We start from the raw sequence: 19447 nt of genomic DNA, 5'->3' as shown, positions 1-19447 counted from the left end.
AACTTACTCCTGAGTGGGGCGTCTGCGGGTGAACAGACGTTTCACCAGCACAAAGAACAGGGGAACGAAGAAGATCGCCAGCAGCGTGGCGGTCAGGGTCCCACCGATAATACCGGTACCGATCGCTACGCGGCTGTTGGCCCCGGCCCCGGTAGCAACCGCCAACGGCAGCACCCCGGCGACAAACGCCAGCGAGGTCATCACGATAGGGCGCAGACGGGTTTGCGCAGCGCGCAGTGCGGCACGTGATAGCGAGTAGCCCTCATCGACCGCCGCTTCTGCAAACTCGACGATCAGGATGGCGTTCTTCGACGACAGACCGATGGTGGTCAACAACGCGACCTGGAAGTAGACATCGTTGCTGAGATCGCGCATCCAGGCCGCCAGCGCGGCGCCGAGCAGGCCCAACGGGATAACCATGATCACCGAGAATGGCACCGACCAGCTCTCATACAGTGCCGCCAGGCACAGGAACACCACCAGAATCGAGATGGCGTAGAGACTCATCGCCTGGCCGCTGGCCAGTTTTTCCTGCAGTGACAAGCCGCTCCACGCCCAGGTGGTTCCTGCTGGCAGGTTGTTGGCTAACGCTTCCATCTTGTCCATCGCCGCGCCAGAGCTGAAGCCGCTGGCGTTCTCACCCTGGATTTCAAAGGCGGCAGATCCGTTGTAGCGCACCAGGCTTTCCGGGCCATACTCCCAATGGGTGCTGGCGAAGGCGGAGAACGGCGTCATGCTATCGTCGCTGCCGCGGACAAACCATTTGTTGAGATCCGACGGTACGGCGCGCGCTTCGCTATCGCCCTGGATATAGACCTTTTTCACTCGACCACGGTCGATAAAGTCGTTGACGTAGGTCCCGCCCCAGGCGCTGGAGAGCGTGTCGGTAACATCGCTCAGCGACAGGCCCAGTGAGACGGCTTTGTTGTTGTCGATGTCCACCTGCAACTGCGGCATCTGCGGCAGGTCGTTGGCACGGACCGACTGGAGTTCCGTGCTTTGATTCGCCGCGGCCAGCAATTGGGTACGCATCTGCATCAGGCTATCGCGATCGGTACCGCCGCTGGACATCAGCTCGAAGGTAAAGCCGTTGCTTTGGCCTAAACCGTCCACCGACGGCGGGATCATGGCAAACAGTGAGGCATCACGAATGCTGCCGAGCTCTTTGGTGGCGCGCAGGGCAATCGCCTGTGCGGTGTTTTCTGCCCCTTTACGCTCGGACCAGTTTTTCAGCGAGACGAAGGCCATCCCGGCGTTTTGTCCGCTGCCGCTGAAGCTGAAGCCATCGACGGTAAAGATAACGTCGGTGTTGTCTTTCTCTTTGGTCAGGAACCAGTCGGTGACCTGGCGGCGAACCTCTGCGGTACGTACCGCGGTCGCACCTGCCGGCAGGGTGTACTGGACCATGATTTCACCCTGATCCTCTACCGGCAGGAAGCTGCCCGGCAGTTTCCACATCGCCAGCGCCATCCCGGCGCAGATCACCGCAAACGCCCCCATCATGATCACCGAGCGGCGCAGACCGCCAATAACACGATGCTGATAGCCCTGTTCGGTGCGGCCCCACAGGCGGTTAAAGGCGCCAAAGAAGCCAGTGGTATGTGGTTTGGAGTGGCTGAGCAGCGCACCGCACAGCGCCGGGGTTAAGGTCAGCGCCACCACCACCGACAGCATCATCGCGGAAATAATGGTCACCGAGAACTGGCGATAGATAACCCCGGTCGAACCGCCGAAGAAGGCCATCGGCAAGAATACCGCCGACAGTACGAGGGCGATGGCGATCAGTGCACCAGTGATTTCCCCCATAGATTTTTCGGTGGCTTCGATGGCGGAAAGCCCTTCGTCACGCATGATACGTTCGACGTTCTCCACCACCACGATGGCGTCATCGACCAGCAGGCCGATGGCCAGCACCATCGCAAACAGGGTCAGGGTGTTGATGGAGTAGCCGAACAGTGCCAGCACGCCGAAGGTCCCGAGCAGCACCACCGGTACCGCCACCGCTGGGATCAGCGTGGCACGGAAGTTTTGCAGGAACAGGTACATCACGCAGATCACCAGCACGATGGCTTCAATCAGCGTTTGAATCACGTCCTCGATGGAGATTTTAATAAATTCGGTGCTGTCTTTCGGGTAGGCAATATCGTAGCCCGCCGGCATTTGATGGCGGTACTCGTTGATTTTGTTCTTCACCAGCGTGGAGGTATCAAGGGCGTTGGCCCCTGGCGCCATCATCACCGCGATACCCGCCGCCGGATGGCCGTTCAGGTTAGCCAGCGCGGTGTAATCCTCGCTGCCCATCTCCACGCGAGCGACATCGCTGACGCGCACGACGGAACCGTCGGATTTACTTTTCACGATGATGTTTTTGAACTGATCGACCGTTTGCAGGCGCGACTGGGCGCGAACGGTGGCGGTGAGCTGCTGAGCATTCGAGGACGGCAGGGCGCCGATCTTACCCGCAGAGACCTGCACGTTCTGCGCTTCAATGGCCGACTGCACGTCAGACGGCATCAGCGCGTAGGAAGCCAGTTTGGTCGGATCCATCCAGATACGCATGGCGTATTCGGCACCGAACACCTGCAGGCTCCCGACCCCTTCGATACGTGCCAGCGGGTCCTGCATATTACTGACCAGCCAGTCGGAAATATCGGAGCTAGTGGCACGGTTGGTTTTGTCATAGACCGCGAGGATCAGCAGGAAGCTGCTCTGCGATTTTTCCACCGTTACACCGGACTGCTGTACTTCGCTCGGCAGACGCGATTCTGCCTGCTGAACTTTGTTCTGTACCTGTACCTGCGCCGTATCCGGGTCGGTCCCCTGCTCGAAGGTGACGGTAATGCTGACCGAGCCGTCGGAGCTGCTGGTGGAGGTAAAGTAGAGCAGGTTATCCAGCCCGGTGAGCTGCTGTTCGATTACCTGGGTTACGCTGTTTTCCAGGGTTTCCGCAGAGGCCCCGGTATAGGTGGCGGAGATTTTCACCGCCGGCGGTGCGACGTCAGGATACTGGGCGACCGGCAAAGTGCGGATGGCCAGGACCCCGGCGAGCATAATCAGAATCGCGATCACCCAGGCAAAGACCGGGCGTCGCACGAAGAAACGAGAGAACATCAGGCGTTGCCCCCGTTAGTAGTGGCTTCGACTGCTTTCACTTGCTGGCCAATGCTGACCTTTGAGGTGCCTTCGACAATCAGTTTGTCACCGGCTTTCAGACCGCTCACCACCAGCCATTTGTCGCCATAGGTTTCGCCGGTTTCCACTTCACGTTGTTCCACTTTATTGCTGCTATCAACGATCAGCGCAGTGGCGGTGCCTTTGGCATCGCGGGTAATACCCTGCTGCGGCGCAAGGATCGCATCGTCCATAACCCCTTCATCGACGTGGGCGCGCACGAACATCCCAGGTAACAGGACATGCTGTGGGTTAGGGAAGACTGCGCGCAGCGTGACCGAGCCGGTGGACTCATCCACCGCCACTTCCGTCAACGCCAGGCGGCCTTTCTCGCTATAGGTGCTGCCATCTTCCAGGGTCAGAGAGACGCTGAGCGTGTTGCTGTTGGTGGCCAGGGTTTGCTTGCGCAAGCGCAGCAGATCGACGCTGGAGCGGGTGAGGTCGACATACATGGTGTCGAGGCCGCGCACGGTGGCCAGCGCGGTATCCTGATCGGCAGAAACTAACGCACCCGGGGTGACGGAGGAGATACCAATACGCCCGGCGATCGGCGAGGTGACGGTAGTCCAGTCCAGGTTGATGCGCGCGCTTTCGAGGGCCGCTTTTTTCGACTCGACGCTGGCTTTGTCCTGATTACAGGTGGACATCGCATCGTCGGCATCCTGACGCGATACGCCGTTGTCTTTAACCAGCACCGCATAGCGCTGGGCTTTCTGACAGTCGGAGATCACCAGCGCCTGCGCCTGTTTCAGGGCGGCGGCGGCTTCGTTGTAGGCCGCACGATAGCTGGAGGGGTCGATTTGATACAGCGCCTGTCCGGCTTTCACCATATCCCCTTCGGTAAACAGGCGTTTTTGAATAATGCCGCCAACCTGCGGGCGCACTTCAGCACTAAGCGATGCCGTGGTGCGTCCGGTCAGTTCGCTGATCACTGAAACCGATTGATTTTTAAGGGTGACAACACCAACTTCCGGCGTCATTTGCGGGGGAGCGGATGTTTGCGCATTATCACATCCGCTGAGGAGTAATAGTGCTGCTGCGATGGGGAGTATAGTATATTTCATTATATATTCTCAGGATGAACGACGTCCTCCTCGTTATTTCAATAACGAGGTTGTGGCCAGCTGATGACGCATTTCCGCGAAACGGAAATGACGAAAAGGGAATGCGATATTCCCGTTTTATTGATGATTAATTATTTATCCGCTAGTAACATAGTGGTTATTTCCCGATACAGTTTCTCGAGTATCTCTGGTTCTACGTTTTGTGGAACCAGACGCCGATAAATCGTCCCTTCCATCATCACTGCGGTGACTTCGACACAGCAACGAACACGTTCATTGCTCAGGTGCGGATAGGTCTTTTGTATGTGCGCGCAGGCGTTAGCAAACATACGTTTGTCGGCTTCGACCATCATAGCGGCGATTTGCGGGTTACGCGTCGCTTCTGCCGCCATTTCTAACATCAATGCGTCATCATCTTCATCCAGCGTTTCCCGGTAGGCAAGCACACGGGGGATCTCATCCGTCTGGGTATTCCCGTCCATTTTTGTGATGCGGTAATCAATGATACGGCGGATCATTTCTTCAATGATGGCGTCTTTATTGGCAAAGTAACGATAGATTTGCCCGACGCTCAGACTGGCCTGGCTGGCGATGTTCGCCATGCTGGCCCCGTGGAAACCATGATGGCGGAAGCAGTGGCGTGCGGCAGCGATGATCTCATCCTGTCGGCGTTTTTGTCGGTCTGCCAGTGCGCTGCTCATGGTGTTATCCTCGGGATGAAGAGTGAGAACGATCGTTCTCATTTTTCGTCATTATACGGTTTCAGCGAGTGATGGAAAGGTTTTTTTGATTAAAAAAAAGCTCAGGGAATTTACGCAGCAAATAATGGAGAAATTAAGTATTTTTTGTGAATTTAAGATATAGGTATTTCTTATAAATATTCAATTATGGAGAATTAATATGGCACTAATAATAACAAAAAGCATTAATCCGGCAGATCAAGAAGAGTTACTCGCAGGACTACGAGAATATAACTTGCGGTATCTCGATGCGACACATTTTGGTGATCTCGGGGTCTATATCCGCGACGAAGCGGGGGTGATGCTGGGCGGACTGATTGCCAAAAGAAAGGCTAACTGGTTGTGTGTTGAGTATTTGTGGGTCAGCGAGACGCAGCGCGGCGGCGGTCTGGGTAGCCAGCTGATGCGTGAAGTAGAAAACCAGGCGCGGGAGGCGGGATGCCGCCATGTGCTGGTCGATACCTTTAGCTTTCAGGCCCTGCCGTTTTATCAAAAACAGGGCTATCAGCTGCAGATGTCGCTCCCGGATTTCCCCCACGTCGGCATGGAGCGCCACTATCTCTCAAAGGCGCTTTAGTCCCTATCCCGCAATGCCCTGTCGCAGCAGCGCCAGCGCATGGTTAACGATGGTCTGGCGGGAGATCGCCGCTAAGCGTTCATCGGTACGCAGGCGGGAAAAAGGTACCAGCACCAGGCTAATCAGCGAGGTAAACAGCAGCGCTGGCGACAGGGCCGGGTTGATTTTGCCCTCCTCCTGCCAGCGAGTGACCGTGTTCAGCATCAGGTGATAACGCTCTTCGCCGAAGCGGGCGTCCATATGCTGGCGCAGCACCGGCATCTCGCCGATGACCTCCTGCATCCACAGGGGGGCAAACCAGGCGTGTTGTTCCGCCAGGGTGCCCAGCTCGTCAATCAGCAGCGTGAGGGCGGTGACCGGATCGTCCGCATGGGCGACGAAAATCTTGCTGATCTGCTGGCGCAGCGGCATGAAACGTTCTTCCAGCAGTTGGTCCACCAACGCTTCCCGCGAGCTGAAATAGTAATGCAGCATCGCCGGGGTGACCCCCGCTTCTTTGGCAATAGCGTTGAGCGAGGTATGGCCGATGCCCTGACGGGCAAACAGCGCCAGGGCAATATCCATTAGCTGTTCGCGGTTTGCCGTACCGGGTTTTTTACCCCGCGGACGGCCAGGGCGGCGAGGGACATCATTGTCTTTTTGTGCGCGCATTTCGGAATGTTCTCTTGACGTGATTCATCATTTCCCTAAATATTAATTATACATTTAATTAATTTCAAGTGAGTGATGAGATGACGTCTCAAATCACGACCCAACCTGCGCCGTCGATTCGTTTGCTGTTCAGCGCATTGCTGTTAGTCATGCTGCTGTCGGCGCTGGATCAGACCATAGTCTCAACCGCGCTGCCGACGATTGTCGGTGAGCTGGGCGGGCTGGATAAGCTCTCCTGGGTGGTGACCGCCTATATTCTTAGCTCGACCATTGTGGTGCCGCTGTATGGTAAATTTGGCGATCTGTTTGGCCGCAAAATCGTGCTGCAGGTGGCAATCGTCCTGTTTCTGGTCGGCTCCGCGCTGTGCGGCGTGGCGCAGAATATGACGCAGCTGGTGCTGATGCGTGCCTTGCAGGGGCTGGGCGGTGGCGGTCTGATGGTGATTAGCATGGCGGCGGTTGCCGACGTGATCCCACCGGCTAACCGTGGCCGCTATCAGGGGTTGTTCGGCGGCGTGTTTGGCCTGGCAACGGTGATCGGACCGCTCATCGGCGGGTTCCTGGTGCAGCACGCCTCATGGCGCTGGATCTTCTACATCAACCTGCCGTTGGGGCTGTTTGCGCTGCTGGTAATCGGTGCGGTGTTCCACAGCAGTAACAAACGTAGTCAGCATCAGGTTGACTGGCTGGGCGCGATTTACCTGAGTATGGCGCTGCTGTGCATTATCCTGTTTACCTCTGAAGGCGGCAGCGTGCGCGCGTGGAACGACCCGCAGCTGTGGTGCATCCTGGCCTTTGGCGTGGTGGGGGTCATCGGCTTTATTTATGAAGAGCGTATTGCCGCAGAACCGATTATTCCGCTCTCCCTGTTCCGTAACCGCAGCTTCCTGCTATGCAGCATGATTGGTTTTGTCATCGGGATGGCGTTGTTTGGCTCGGTCACCTTCCTGCCGCTCTATCTGCAGGTGGTGAAGGCGGCGACCCCGACCGAGGCCGGGCTACAGCTGATCCCACTGATGGGCGGCCTGTTACTGACGTCAATTATCAGCGGGCGCATTATCAGCCGTACCGGGAAATACCGCCTGTTTCCGATTCTCGGGACGCTGACAGGTATGGTGGGGATGTTGCTGCTGACGCGGATTACGATCCACTCGCCGATGTGGCAGCTGTATCTGTTTACCGGCGTGCTGGGCATGGGGCTGGGACTGGTGATGCAGGTGCTGGTGCTGGCCGTGCAGAACGCGATGCCGGCGCAGATGTACGGCGTGGCGACCTCCGGGGTGACGCTGTTCCGCTCGATTGGCGGCTCCATTGGGGTAGCGCTGTTTGGCGCAGTGTTTACCCACGTGCTGCAAAATAACCTGCAGCGCCTGTTGCCGGAAGGGGCCGAACTGCCGCGGGCGCTGAACCCGGCGGCGGTGCAGAACCTGCCGTCTGAGATCCGCCTCGATTATCTCGACGCATTTGGTTCGGCTATCCATGCCGCCTTCCTGATGGCGGCCTGCATTATGGCGGTGGCGTTCCTGCTGTCGTGGTTGCTGAAAGAGGTGCCGTTGAAAAAGGCGATGGACTAACCGGTTGCTGCGATCCGTCGTAGCGCCTGACGCAGCGCGGGAGTGGCGAAATCGAGAAATTTCCGCAGCTTCAGGGGGGCCAGTTCCCGAGCGGGGTACAGCAGATGGACCGGCGCCGCTGGCGGCTCGAGGGTTTCCAGTACCAGCCTGAGCTCCCCGCAGGCCAGACCATCGATAGCCTGATAGTGCAGCAGGCGTGCAACGCCGGTGCCCAACCGTGCCGCGTCCGCCGCGCTCTCTGGGGTGGTGACCCCGAGCACCGGCTGCAGGATGACCAGCCGGTCTTCCGCCGCCGGAGCGTTAAAACGCCAGCCGTTATAGGGCATCGGGGATTCAATATGGATCGTCGGGAGTGCGCTCAGCTCGCGGGGGCGCTGCGGCGTCCCGTGCTTTTCCAGCAGCGCCGGGTGCGCGCAGGTGACGATACGCATCTCGCCGAGGCGAATGGCGACCATGCCGCTGTCCGGCAGGACCCCGATGCGTACCGCGAGGTCAATATGATCGTCAATCAGATCGGCATTGCGGTCACTCAGCAATAAACGGATGCGAATTTGCGGGTAACTGGCAAGAAAATCAGTAACTATCGGTAAAACATGTTGCCGGCCAAACATCGTCGGCGCCGCAATCACCAGCTCCCCTTTCGGCTGCTGATACTCTCCCGCCGCCTGGCGTTCAGCTTGCTCCACCTCTTCCAGAATCCGCCGTGCGGCAGCGACATAATCAATCCCGGCATCGGTCAGCGTCAGTTTGCGGGTGGTACGGATCAGCAGGCGCACCCCGAGCGCGCTTTCCAGTTCGGCGATGTGGCGACTGACGGTGGTCAGCGGCATATGCAGAGTACGCGCCGCGGCCGACATGCTGCCGAGTTCCGTGACCTTCACCAGCAGTGCCATCGCGCTTAAGCGGTCCATGATTATCCCGTTTCTCGGAAAGATGATTCTCAGTATCCCAGTATTATCATTATTGGCGGCAGAGTCCATGATGTGCGCAGTGATACCGGACCCGGAGGTGTTATGTCAGGCGACTTTCTTGATATCGCCATCACACCTGATGTGATGGATGTGCAGCATGAAATGGGCAGTGACGGCATGTGGCAGTCCCCGCGCCGTCCGCGCCGGGGCGAACGCTTCTCTGACAGCGAAGAGGAGATGATTACCAGCCGCGACAGCTTTTACCTGGCGACGCTCTCCCAGACCGGCTGGCCCTATATCCAGCATCGCGGCGGGCCCGTTGGCTTTCTTCATCTGCTGGATGACACCACCCTGGCGATGGCCGATTTTGGCGGTAACCGGCAGTACATTACCACCGGCAACCTGCGCGGTAGCGACCGGGCCTGCCTGTTTCTGATGGATTATCCGCGGCGTGCAAGGCTCAAAATTTATGCCACCATTGAGGTGCTGGCGAAGGAGGATGAGCCGGAACTACTGGCGCGGGTGACGCCGGAAAACTATCGGGCCAGAGTCGAGCGCATCTATCGCTTTCACCTACAGGCCTTCGACTGGAACTGCCCGCAGCATATTACGCCGCGCTACAGCCCGCAGCAGATCGCGGAATACAGCCAGACGCTGCAGCAGCGCATCCATGAGCTGGAGCAGGAAAACCAACGTCTGCAACAACAGTTAACCCTCAAAGGAGAGCCATGATGACCGATCATCGTCCGCCATTACCGCCGTTTACCCGTGAAAGCGCGATGCAAAAGGTGCGCGCCGCCGAAGATGGCTGGAACAGCCGCGATGCACACAAGGTGGCGCTGGCTTATACCGTCGACAGTGAGTGGCGCAACCGCAGCGAGTTTGTGCATGGCCGGACCGAGATCATCGAGTTTCTGACGCGAAAATGGGGCAAAGAGCAGGAGTATCGCCTCATTAAGGAGCTGTGGGCATGGAGCGATGAGCGTATCGCGGTGCGGTTTGCCTACGAGTGGTGTGATGACAGCGGCCAGTGGTTTCGCTCATACGGCAACGAAAACTGGGCGTTCAATGAGCATGGGCTGATGCATACGCGCTATGCCTGCATCAACGACCTGCCGATTGCGCCGAGCGAGCGCCTGTTCCACTGGCCTCAGGGGCGCCGCCCGGATACGCATCCGGGACTGAGCGAACTGGGGCTGTAGACAGGCGCGCTGCGGGTTAATCCGCTTTCGGGAAGTCGACGACGGTGTCATTGACCCGGTTCACCATGTTGGTGAACAGAATAGCGCTCACCGCGCTGATGATCTCAATCACCTGCTGGTCGCTGAAGCCAGCGTGGCGCACCGCGCTGACCTCTGCTTCTGGCAGGGTACCGCGGGTGCTTACCAGGGTCTGGACGAAGGTCACCAGCGTATTGATACGGGCATCGTCAGCATAATCACCGTGGCGCAGCGCCTGGATCTGCTCGCGGCTGTAGCCCGCTTTTTTCGCCATCAGGGTGTGTGCCGCCAGGCAATAATCACAGCCGGTGGCTTCGCTCACCGCCAGGTTAATAGCCTCCAGCTCTTTTGCGTTCAGACTGCCTTTGCTCAGCATCGCGTTGTGCGCCAGCGCCTGCTGTAACGCCGCCGGCGAATGGCCGCCAATGGTCAGATAGGCATTCGGGACCTTGCCCATCGCTTTCTTGATCCCGGCAAAAATCTCGGCGGCTTTGCCGCTGACGTCTTGTTCATGAATCTCTGTTAAACGGCTCATGGTGTGCTCCTGTCTGGGTGAGGGTATGTCGTGCAATGACGTCATCTTAGGGAAGTTCCGCGTGCTAGACTGAGGCTCTGCGTCTCATATTTATGTCTTATCGTCTCAGGGGGTGGCATGGACAGTCTCAGTCATCTGTTGGCGCTGCTGGCGCCGCGTTGTGAAGTTAATCTGCACTGCCGGTTTGGCGACCGCTGGCAGGCCGGTCATGAGCAGATGCGCCGCGGGGTGGTGCCGTGGCATTTTGTCCTGCACGGCGAAGGGCGGCTGACGGTTGGCAAGCAAAGCCGTCATATGCGGGCGGGGGATGTGATCCTGCTGCCGCATGGTTCGCCGCATTTGATGGAAAGCCTGGTGGAGTGGGGCCAGATCCTGCCCGTCGCCCACCGCTTTAACGGCACGGTGACCGAGGTGCGCACCGGCAGCGACCACGATGCGCTGGAGATGCTGTGCGGGGAATTTTACTTCGGGCCACACGTCAGTTGGCTGTTTGCACAAGAGAGCGATCTCATTCACCTGCATACTGACGAACGTGCAGAGTGTCCGGAACTGGCGCTGCTGCTTGACGTGCTGGTGCGCGAAAGCCTGCTGGAGCACCCCGGCGGCGCGGCGATCGTGCGCAGCCTCGGCGATACGCTGCTGGTGTTCCTGTTGCGCACGCTGCTAGGTAGCGACACCCCGCCGGAGGGGTTGCTGCGCCTGATGAGTGATGAACGGCTGATGCCCGCGGTGCTGGCGGTGCTGGCGGCGCCGGAGCAGCCGTGGACGCTGGAGAGCATGGCCGCTCGTGCGTTTTTGTCGCGCGCCACCTTCGCGCGTCACTTTTCCAGCGCCTATCACCTGACGCCGCAGGCGTGGCTCTCGCAATTGCGGATGGCGATGGCCGCGCGTCTGTTGCGCATCGAGCGGCAGACTAACCTCGAGGTGATTGCCGGGCGCTGTGGATTTCAGTCGCAGGCGTCGTTCTCGAAGACCTTTAAGAAACTGTATGGCGTGACCCCCGGCGAGTGGCGGCGTCGCTAACAGCAAAAAATAGTCGTCCGGTTTTCGGTTGTTGCACCTGTGGCGAACAGGCCAGAATCCGCGTATCACCACAACACCGGAGGATCTATGGATTTCACACAACAGCATCACCAGGCTACGCCACTGCTGCTGGCCAACGTCTGGGACGTCCCCAGCGCCAGCGCCGCCGCTGAGGCCGGGTATACGGCGATAGGGACTTCCAGCGCCGCGATGGCCCACAGCCTGGGGTTGGATGATGGCGAAGCGTTGCCGTTCGCGGAACTGCTATACCGGGTCACCCGCATTCGCGCCCGGGTGGCGTTACCGCTCAGCGTGGATATGGAAGCGGGCTATGGCGCCAGCGCAGAAGAGGTGGTAGAAAATCTGCGCGCCCTGGCGCGTACCGGGGTGGTCGGCGTTAATCTTGAAGACAGCGTGGTGCACGAGGGCGTACGGACTCTGGTGGCAGCGCAGGCTTTTGCCCGGCGTCTGCAGGAGATAACCACCGGGCTGGCGCAGGCGGGGGTGTCGCTGTTTATCAATGTCCGCACCGATCCCTTTGTGCTGAACCACCCCCAGGCGCTGGCGGAGACCATTGCCCGGGGCCAGCTGTATGCCGGACACGGCGCCGACGGGCTGTTTGTTCCCTGCGTGACCGAGGCTACGGATATCGCCGCAATTGTTGCGGCGGTGGCGCTGCCGCTGAACGTCATGGCGATGCCCGCGCTGCCCGATTATGACCAGCTTGCGGAGCTGGGTGTGAAACGTATTTCGATGGGCAATGCGCTGCACGATGCGCAACAAGGGCATCTGTATCGGCTGCTGAAGACCGTCCGGCAGCAACGATCGTTTAAAGGGGTATTTGACCATGCAGGTGACTGATAGCGGGTTATGCGATACCTGGTACGACGCGCTGCTGGCCCGCGACTCCGGCTACGCGGGCGTTTTTTTCGTGGGGGTGAAAACCACCGGCGTGTTTTGCCTGGCAACCTGCCGTGCCCGCAAGCCGAAGCGGGAAAACGTCGAGTTCTATCGCGACTTTAAAGCCGCGCTGAGCGCCGGGTTCCGCCCGTGTAAGATCTGCCGGCCCACCGAAAATGCCAGTTCCGCGCCGCCGATGGTGGAGCAGGTGATGCAGCAGCTGCGGGCTAACCCGAAAGCGCGGATCAGCGATGACCAGCTGCGCCAGCAGCACATCAGCCCCGAGCGGATCCGGCGCTGGTTTACCCATCATTACGGCATGACGTTTCAGGCCTTTCAGCGGATGCTGCGGGTGAATACCGCCCTGCAGGAGCTAAAGGGCGGACGGCGCGCCACCGACGTGGCCTTCGACAGCGGATACGACTCGCTGAGCGGGTTTGGCTACACCTGTAAAAAACTCACCGGCCACGCGCCCAGCGAGGCGGCGCAGGTGATCCTACTGCACCGCTTTACCACGCCCATTGGCCCGATGTTTGTCTGCGCCAGCGAGCGCGGGGTTTGCCTGCTGGAGTTTGTCGACCGGCGGATGCTGGAGACGGAGTTTCGCGATCTCCAGCGCTTACTCTCGGCGAGGATTATCGCCGGCGAGAATCACCATACGCGCCAGGCGGTGGCGGAGATCGGCGAATATTTTGCCGGCCAGCGGCGTCATTTTTCCCTGACCCTGGAGACGCCGGGCAGCAATTTCCAGCAGACGGTGTGGCAGCAGCTCCAGGCGGTGGCGTACGGCAGCACCGAACATTATCAGGGGCTGGCGCAGCAGATGGGCAACGCCGGTGCGGTACGAGCGGTCGCCAACGCCAACGGCGCCAATCGGGTAGCGATCGTCATTCCCTGCCATCGTATTATCGGCAAAGATGGTTCGCTGACCGGCTACGGCGGCGGGCTGGCACGCAAGGCGTGGCTGCTGGCGCATGAAGCGAAATATCGCTAGATGATTTTATTTCCTGTTGCTGTTTTGAGTGTTTAAAAACCGGTCTTAAAGCCGTTATAGTTTTCGTCGAAAATAATAATGACTTTCTCATGGACTGACAGGATAACAATGATGAAATTGCGTTTACGGACGGCCGCCGCAGTGATGCTGGCGGGCCTGCTGCTGGCAGGTTGCGACCAAAAAAGTGATGATGCGAAACACATTAAAGTTGGCGTGATTAACGGCGCGGAACAGGATGTGGCGGAAGTGGCGAAGAAGGTCGCCAAAGAGAAGTTCGGGCTGGACGTCGAACTGGTGGGCTTCAGCGGGTCGCTGCTGCCGAACGAATCGACCAACGCCGGGGATCTGGATGCTAACGTCTTCCAGCACCGGCCGTTCCTCGAGCAGGATAATAAAGCGCATAACTACCATCTGGTTGCCGTTGGTAACACCTTCGTGTTCCCGATGGCGGGCTACTCGCGCAAAATTAAATCGGTGGCTGACCTGAAAGACGGGGCGACCATCGCCATTCCGAACGATCCGACCAACCTTGGCCGCGCGCTGCTGCTGTTACAGCAGGAGAAGCTGATTACCCTGAAGGCCGGTACCGGGCTGCTGCCGACGGCGGTCGATATCACGGACAACCCGCATCACCTGAATATTATGGAGCTGGAAGGCGCGCAGCTGCCGCGGGTGATTGATGACCCGAAAGTCGATGTGGCGATCATCAGCACCACTTATCTGCAGCAAACCGGGCTGTCGCCGGTGCATGACGGGATTTTCATCGAAGATAAAAACTCACCGTACGTGAATATCATCGTGACCCGCGAAGAGAACAAAAACGCCGAAAACGTGAAGGAATTCATCCAGTCCTATCAGTCGCCGGAAGTGGCGAAAGCGGCGGAGACTATCTTTAACGGCGGCGCGGTTCCCGGCTGGTGATCCTCTACCCGTGAACTAACCCCGCTACGCTAAACGGCCCCGCTGCTGCGCCATCAGATGCAGCAGCGGTACCAGAGAGAGTCCGTCCGGCATTTCGCCACGGGCGATGAGCTGGCTAATCTCGTCAAAGGTAAACCACCCCGTCTCCATGACCTCATCCTGATCCGCATCCATTCCGACATACTCCAGATCGCGAGCAAGCCAGGTGATGAACAGCTGGTCGCTGCTGCCATAGGAGGGGTTATAGCGGATAATTTCTTCGGCATTTTTCGCCTGCCAGCCGGTCTCTTCCCGCAGCTCGCGCAGGGCGGCGGCTTGCGGCTCTTCCCCTTCATCAATGCCGCCGGAGGGAATGGCCCACACTACCTGATCGATCAGATAACGGTAGTGGCGGATCAGCAGCACTTTGTCCTGCTGGATAGCCACAATACCCACCGCCGGGCGCGGGTAATGGATTGAGTAAAAGTCGCGGCGCTCGCTGTCGGTGATATCGATCGCCACCTTACGCATGCTGAACCACGGGGTTTGCGCCATCACTTCCGCATCGTGCATATCGGCGGCGGTCAGTCTCTTTTTCATCGTCACTTTTCCTCAGAACATGAATATTCAGAACACCATAGCCGGGGGCAGATGGCAACCGCGCAAAGTTGGCCCAATATCATCGATCATTGCCCAAATGCCCATATTGTACCAGGCTGGTGGGACGTACGATGTTCGCCAGATGACCGTGAAGAGGAGTGAACATCATGAAAATGACCCATATTCGTAATGCAACGCAACTGATTGAGTATGCAGGTAAAAAATTCCTGATTGACCCGATGCTGGCGGATCAGGGCGCCTGGCCTGGATTTGCCGGTACCGCCCGGGCCGAACGACGTAACCCATTGGTGGGGCTGCCTGTTTCCGTCGATACGCTGGTGGATGTCGATGCCGCGATCGTCACCCACACCCACGAAGATCACTGGGACGAGGCGGCGATCGCCGCGATCCCGAAAACGCTGCCGGTATTCGTGCAACATGAAGCCGATGCCGGGTTGCTGCGGGGACAGGGGTTCAGCGATGTTCGTTTGCTGTCTGAGCACAGCGAATTTGACGGGGTGGTGCTACAAAAAACCACCTCCGGGCAGCACGGCAGCGACCATACCTACGCGGTACCAGCGATGGCGGAGCGCCTGGGTGAGGCCTGCGGCGTGGTGTTCCGCCATCCGCAGGAGAAAACGCTGTGGCTGGTGGGCGATACCATCTGGCGCCCGGAGGTTGAAGCCGACATGCGGCGACTGCACCCTGACGTGGTGGTGCTGAATGCCGGATACGCGCATGTGATCGGTTTTGGCCCGATCATCATGGGCAAAGAGGATGTGCTGAAAGCGCATTTCACGCTGCCGGAGGCAAATATTGTGGCTATCCATCTCGAAGCGGTTAACCACTGCCTGCTGGGCCGCGCGGAGCTGCGTGAGTATGTGGCTGACAATCAGATTGCCGATGTCGTCAGCATCCCGCAGGATGGGGAAAGCCTTTTCTTTTAATGTGTTGCCGGGAGCGGAGGGCACCATGAAACTCACCGATGTCGCGATTGTCGCCGTGGATGGCTTTAGCCCTTTTCACTACTCGGTTCCCTGCATGGTGTTTGGCGACAGCGTGTCGGACACCCGGCGTTTCAACCTGCAGATCTGTGCCGAGCAGCCGGGATTATTGACCGCCCGAGACGGTTTTGCGTTGAACGCCAGCGCCGATTTTAAGGCCCTTGAGCAGGCCGATATCGTGGTGGTGCCGTACTGGGGCGCGGTGCATCAACGCCCGCCGCCGTCGCTGCTGGACAGCCTGGTACGGGCCAGAGCGCACGGCGCGGAGATTGTCGGTCTGTGTCTTGGCGCCTTTGTGCTGGGCTATGCCGGGCTGCTGGATGGCAAACGGGCGGCCACCCACTGGGAGTTTGAGCAGGCGTTTCAGCAGCTGTTTCCCCAGGTACAGCTGGATATCAACGCGTTGTACGTGGATGACCAGCGGATGATTACCTCCGCGGGCACGGCGGCGGCGCTGGACTGCTGCCTGTACATTATCCGCCAGCGCTTTGGCAGCCTGGCGGCAAACCAGATTGCCCGACGGCTGATCGTTCCGCCCCATCGCGAGGGCGGCCAGGCGCAGTTTATTGCCCAACCGGTGCCGAAAAACACCCGCGATGCACGGATTAATGGCCTGCTGGAGTATCTCCAGCAGCATATTCACGAGCCGCACAACCTCGACACGCTGGCGCAGGTGGTGGCGATGAGCCGCCGGACGCTCACCCGCCATTTCGCCCACGCCACCGGCATGAGCATTGCTGACTGGCTGACCGCCGAGCGTCTGCGGCGCAGTCAGCTTCTGCTTGAAGCGGGAGATATGCCGGTGGAGCAGGTGGCGGAAATGGTCGGCTTCCGTTCCGCCGTCACCTGGCGCCAGCAGTTTAAATCCCGCTTCGGCGTGAGCCCGAGGGAGTGGCGACGTACCTTTCGGCGCGGCCCTTAACCGGCGAGGGTGGCGCTGTCGATCACGAAGCGATACTTCACGTCCCCTTTGACCATTCTCTCCCAGGCTTCGTTGATCTGATCGCCGCGAATCAGCTCAATATCGGCGACGATGCCGTGTTCGGCACAGAAGTCGAGCATCTCCTGGGTTTCCGGGATCCCACCAATCATCGAGCCGGCAATCGCGCGGCGGCGGTAGATTAAATTGAAGATTTCCGGTGACGGATGCGGGGTGGCCGGGGCGCCAACCAGGGTCAGCGTACCGTCGCGTTTGAGCAGCGTGGTGAAGGCATCGAGGTTGTGCGGTGCCGCCACGGTGTTGAGAATAAAATCGAAGCTTTTCAGGTGCGCGGCCATTTCATCGTCGTTGCGCGAGACGACCACCTCATCGGCGCCCAGCTCTTTCGCCGCTTCACGCTTGGATTCCGAGGTGGTAAAGGCCACCACGTGGGCCCCCATGGCGTGGGCCAACTTGATCCCCATATGTCCTAACCCGCCAATACCAACGATACCGACTTTTTTACCTGGCCCGACGTTCCAGTGGCGCAGCGGAGAGTAGGTGGTGATCCCGGCGCAGAGCAGCGGCGCCACGGCGGCAAGTTGGGCTTTCGGATGGCGGACGTGGAGCACATAGCGCTCGTGTACCACCACCTGCTGCGAATAGCCGCCGAGGGTGTGTCCGGGCTCATCGGCCGTCGGGCCGTTGTAGGTCAGCACCATGTGATCGCAGTAGTTTTCCAGCCCCGCGTCGCACTCTTCACACGCTTTGCAGCTGTCGACCATGCAGCCGACGCCCACCAGGTCGCCGACGCTAAATCCCGTGACCTGATTGCCGATGGCGGTGACCTGGCCGACGATTTCATGCCCCGGAACGCAAGGGTAGAGCGTACCGGCCCATTCGGAACGCGCCTGATGCAGGTCTGAGTGGCAGACGCCGCAGAAATCGATGGCGATCTGCACATCATGAGGGCCTGGGTCGCGGCGTGAGATGGCCATTGCTTTCAGCGGTTGGGTGGCGGAGTACGTACCAATAGCGTTGATCTGCATAGCGAAACCTCTTTCTGAATGAACGAGCTGAAGAAACCGGAGGGGGGAACGAATCGTTGTTGGCAACGGTAAGCGTAGCCTGGTCAGCGCCGGACGTGGCGCGATTAGCTCAGAGTGTTAAAAAGAAAAAGGTGAGCCAACGGCAAATCCCCCGCGTGGCAGGGGATCCGTCATGCCGGGAGGCTTATTCGATCGGCGTCAGGTAGTCCAGGCGCAACGGTTCGGCCAGCAGGCTGTTCATCTGCGCGATAAAGGCCTGAAAATGCGGCAGCGAGATATGGGTTTCCAGCGCGGCGGCATCGCGCCACGATTCGCGCATATAGAACGTGTCCGGGGCATCGCGCAGCTGGAACAGGGCGTAATCGAGGTTGCCCGGCTCCTGGCGGGTTGGCTGCAGGAGTGCCTGCAGCGCTTTGCCAAGTGCGTCAACCTGGCCTGGTTTGGCTTTTAATACCGCCAGAATCGAGATCGCGTCGTGGCTCATCTTAAAAGCCTTCCAGCACGATTTTGCCGACAGCGCGGCCGGTTTCCAGATGAGCATGGGCCTTTTGCAGGTTGCTGGCGTTAATTGGCCCGTAATGCTCGCCCAGAGTGGTTTTGATGGTCTGGTCGTCAATCAGGCTGGCAACCCGGGTCAGCAGCTGGTGTTGGGCAATCATGTCCGGTGTGGTGAACATCGAGCGGGTGAACATAAATTCCCAGTGCAGTGAGATACTTTTGGCCTTCAGCGGCCGGGCGTCGAGGGTTTCCGGATCGTCAATCAGCGCCAGTTTACCCTGTGGCGCGAGGGCGGCGACCAGCTGGGCGTAATGCTGTTCAGTGTTGTTGAGGCTGGCGACGTGGGTGACCGCGGGGATCCCAATCCGCGCCAGCTCTTCGCTGAGCGGCTTGCTGTGATCGATAACATGGTGCGCGCCCGCATCACGTACCCATTTCTGGCTTTCCGGCCGCGAGGCGGTGCCGATCACCGTCATCCCGGTCAGTTTGCTGGCCAGCTGGGTGAGAATCGAACCGACGCCGCCTGCCGCGCCAACAATCAGCAGCGTGTCCCCGCTGTTGCCGCCTTCCTGTACGCCGAGCCGGTCAAACAGCAGTTCCCATGCGGTAATGGCGGTCAGCGGCAGGGCGGCGGCAGAGGCGTTATCCAGCGAGCGCGGCTTCAGCGCGACCAGGCGTTCATCGACGAGCTGAAATTCGCTGTTGCTTCCCGCGCGACCCAGCGCACCGGCGTACCAGACTTCATCCCCCGGCGTGAACAGCGTGACCGCTTCGCCGACCGACTTGACCACCCCAACCGCGTCCCAGCCCAGCACGCGCGGGGTGTCGCCGGTAAACCCGGCGCGGACTTTGGTGTCCACCGGGTTGACCGAAATGGCCTTGATTTCGATCAGCAGGTCATGCCCTGCGACAACCGGCACCGGTAGCTCAATATCACGTAAAAAAGGAATGTTGCTGCCGTCTGTGGCGGCACGGGTAATGGCGATCGCTTTCATATTTTCTCCGCAGAAGGAATGGGGTTTATCAATGGCATGCATCAAGGATAGACCGGTGGGAGAAGGGGAAAAACGCCCCGGCGGCGATAACAGTTATATGCAGAAAGTGAAAATCAGGGATA

Annotated in this window: 20 protein-coding genes; 10 read left to right on the top strand and 10 right to left on the bottom strand. The window is 59.2% G+C overall.

The window, feature by feature from the left end; genetic code table 11:
- Positions 1-3: 3 nt before the first annotated feature.
- From ACMYSO_RS13575 to ACMYSO_RS13565, 3 genes are all read right to left on the bottom strand, one after another.
- Entirely contained in the window at positions 4-3111 is a 3108-nt protein-coding gene (locus tag ACMYSO_RS13575) for an efflux RND transporter permease subunit (RefSeq protein WP_434665268.1), read from the bottom strand.
- A complete protein-coding gene (locus tag ACMYSO_RS13570) occupies positions 3111-4235 on the bottom strand; it encodes an efflux RND transporter periplasmic adaptor subunit (RefSeq protein WP_434582467.1) in 1125 nt (374 codons plus the stop codon). The genes ACMYSO_RS13575 and ACMYSO_RS13570 overlap by 1 nt, the downstream gene beginning before the upstream one ends.
- A gap of 131 nt (positions 4236-4366) precedes the next feature.
- Entirely contained in the window at positions 4367-4936 is a 570-nt protein-coding gene (locus ACMYSO_RS13565) for a TetR/AcrR family transcriptional regulator (protein WP_434665265.1), read from the bottom strand.
- A 199-nt stretch (positions 4937-5135) separates the two neighbouring features.
- On the opposite strand from ACMYSO_RS13565, the gene ACMYSO_RS13560 reads away from it, so the two are divergent.
- Complete coding sequence (locus tag ACMYSO_RS13560; protein ID WP_434665263.1) at positions 5136-5552, top strand: GNAT family N-acetyltransferase; 417 nt, start codon at positions 5136-5138, stop codon at positions 5550-5552.
- Between the two features lie 3 nt (positions 5553-5555).
- Here the strand turns inward: ACMYSO_RS13560 and ACMYSO_RS13555 are convergent, their stop codons facing one another.
- Entirely contained in the window at positions 5556-6203 is a 648-nt protein-coding gene (locus ACMYSO_RS13555) for a TetR/AcrR family transcriptional regulator (RefSeq protein WP_434665261.1), read from the bottom strand.
- Positions 6204-6283: 80 nt separating this feature from the next.
- Between ACMYSO_RS13555 and ACMYSO_RS13550 the strand changes: the two genes are divergently transcribed.
- Positions 6284-7777, top strand: a complete 1494-nt coding sequence (locus ACMYSO_RS13550; protein ID WP_434582472.1) for an MDR family MFS transporter — start codon at positions 6284-6286, stop codon at positions 7775-7777.
- Here ACMYSO_RS13550 and ACMYSO_RS13545 read toward each other — a convergent pair.
- On the bottom strand, positions 7774-8688 hold the full coding sequence (locus ACMYSO_RS13545) for a LysR family transcriptional regulator (RefSeq protein WP_434665259.1): 915 nt from the start codon (positions 8686-8688) through the stop codon (positions 7774-7776). The two genes, ACMYSO_RS13550 and ACMYSO_RS13545, sit on opposite strands and share 4 nt — an antisense overlap.
- 102 nt (positions 8689-8790) lie before the next feature.
- On the opposite strand from ACMYSO_RS13545, the gene ACMYSO_RS13540 reads away from it, so the two are divergent.
- Together ACMYSO_RS13540 and ACMYSO_RS13535 are read left to right on the top strand one after the other, a co-directional pair.
- On the top strand, positions 8791-9420 hold the full coding sequence (locus ACMYSO_RS13540) for a pyridoxamine 5'-phosphate oxidase family protein (protein ID WP_434665256.1): 630 nt from the start codon (positions 8791-8793) through the stop codon (positions 9418-9420).
- The gene (locus ACMYSO_RS13535; RefSeq protein ID WP_434670807.1) at positions 9420-9890 is read left to right on the top strand and encodes a DUF1348 family protein; all 471 of its coding nucleotides are present in this window, start codon (positions 9420-9422) and stop codon (positions 9888-9890) included. Before ACMYSO_RS13540 ends, ACMYSO_RS13535 begins: the two co-directional genes overlap by 1 nt.
- A 16-nt stretch (positions 9891-9906) precedes the next feature.
- On the opposite strand, the gene ACMYSO_RS13530 is transcribed toward ACMYSO_RS13535, so the two are convergent.
- Entirely contained in the window at positions 9907-10443 is a 537-nt protein-coding gene (locus tag ACMYSO_RS13530) for a carboxymuconolactone decarboxylase family protein (RefSeq protein ID WP_434582475.1), read from the bottom strand.
- Between the two features lie 117 nt (positions 10444-10560).
- On the opposite strand from ACMYSO_RS13530, the gene ACMYSO_RS13525 reads away from it, so the two are divergent.
- From ACMYSO_RS13525 to nlpA, 4 genes are all read left to right on the top strand, one after another.
- Complete coding sequence (locus ACMYSO_RS13525) at positions 10561-11466, top strand: AraC family transcriptional regulator (RefSeq protein ID WP_434665254.1); 906 nt, start codon at positions 10561-10563, stop codon at positions 11464-11466.
- A gap of 87 nt (positions 11467-11553) precedes the next feature.
- Positions 11554-12327: an isocitrate lyase/PEP mutase family protein gene (locus ACMYSO_RS13520; RefSeq protein WP_434665252.1), complete on the top strand. Its 774-nt coding sequence runs from the start codon at positions 11554-11556 to the stop codon at positions 12325-12327.
- Positions 12314-13360 (top strand): bifunctional transcriptional activator/DNA repair enzyme AdaA, encoded by a 1047-nt coding sequence (locus ACMYSO_RS13515; protein WP_434665249.1) that lies wholly within the window; start codon positions 12314-12316, stop codon positions 13358-13360. Before ACMYSO_RS13520 ends, ACMYSO_RS13515 begins: the two co-directional genes overlap by 14 nt.
- A 111-nt stretch (positions 13361-13471) precedes the next feature.
- Positions 13472-14281: a lipoprotein NlpA gene (gene nlpA / locus ACMYSO_RS13510; protein WP_434670806.1), complete on the top strand. Its 810-nt coding sequence runs from the start codon at positions 13472-13474 to the stop codon at positions 14279-14281.
- A 24-nt stretch (positions 14282-14305) separates the two neighbouring features.
- Here nlpA and ACMYSO_RS13505 read toward each other — a convergent pair whose 3' ends face one another.
- On the bottom strand, positions 14306-14860 hold the full coding sequence (locus ACMYSO_RS13505) for an NUDIX domain-containing protein (protein ID WP_434665246.1): 555 nt from the start codon (positions 14858-14860) through the stop codon (positions 14306-14308).
- Positions 14861-15027: 167 nt separating this feature from the next.
- On the opposite strand from ACMYSO_RS13505, the gene ACMYSO_RS13500 reads away from it, so the two are divergent.
- Positions 15028-15807 (top strand): MBL fold metallo-hydrolase, encoded by a 780-nt coding sequence (locus ACMYSO_RS13500; protein WP_434665244.1) that lies wholly within the window; start codon positions 15028-15030, stop codon positions 15805-15807.
- 25 nt (positions 15808-15832) lie between these two features.
- A complete protein-coding gene (locus ACMYSO_RS13495; RefSeq protein WP_434665241.1) occupies positions 15833-16786 on the top strand; it encodes a GlxA family transcriptional regulator in 954 nt (317 codons plus the stop codon).
- Here ACMYSO_RS13495 and ACMYSO_RS13490 read toward each other — a convergent pair.
- The 3 genes from ACMYSO_RS13490 to ACMYSO_RS13480 all read right to left on the bottom strand — a co-directional run bounded on the left by ACMYSO_RS13490 (position 16783) and on the right by ACMYSO_RS13480 (position 19325).
- Positions 16783-17832 carry an NAD(P)-dependent alcohol dehydrogenase gene (locus tag ACMYSO_RS13490; protein ID WP_434665239.1) on the bottom strand — a complete coding sequence of 350 codons (1050 nt, stop codon included), beginning with the start codon at positions 17830-17832 and terminating at the stop codon, positions 16783-16785. The two genes, ACMYSO_RS13495 and ACMYSO_RS13490, sit on opposite strands and share 4 nt — an antisense overlap.
- A gap of 184 nt (positions 17833-18016) precedes the next feature.
- Positions 18017-18316: a putative quinol monooxygenase gene (locus tag ACMYSO_RS13485; RefSeq protein ID WP_434665237.1), complete on the bottom strand. Its 300-nt coding sequence runs from the start codon at positions 18314-18316 to the stop codon at positions 18017-18019.
- Between the two features lies 1 nt (position 18317).
- On the bottom strand, positions 18318-19325 hold the full coding sequence (locus ACMYSO_RS13480) for a zinc-binding alcohol dehydrogenase family protein (protein WP_434665235.1): 1008 nt from the start codon (positions 19323-19325) through the stop codon (positions 18318-18320).
- Between the last annotated feature and the right edge of the window lie 122 nt (positions 19326-19447).

Source organism: Klebsiella sp. B345 (assembly GCF_051131735.1).
GTDB lineage: Bacteria > Pseudomonadota > Gammaproteobacteria > Enterobacterales > Enterobacteriaceae > Klebsiella.
The sequence above is the reverse complement of the archived record's forward strand: the minus strand, read 5'-3'. Positions and strand labels throughout refer to the sequence as shown.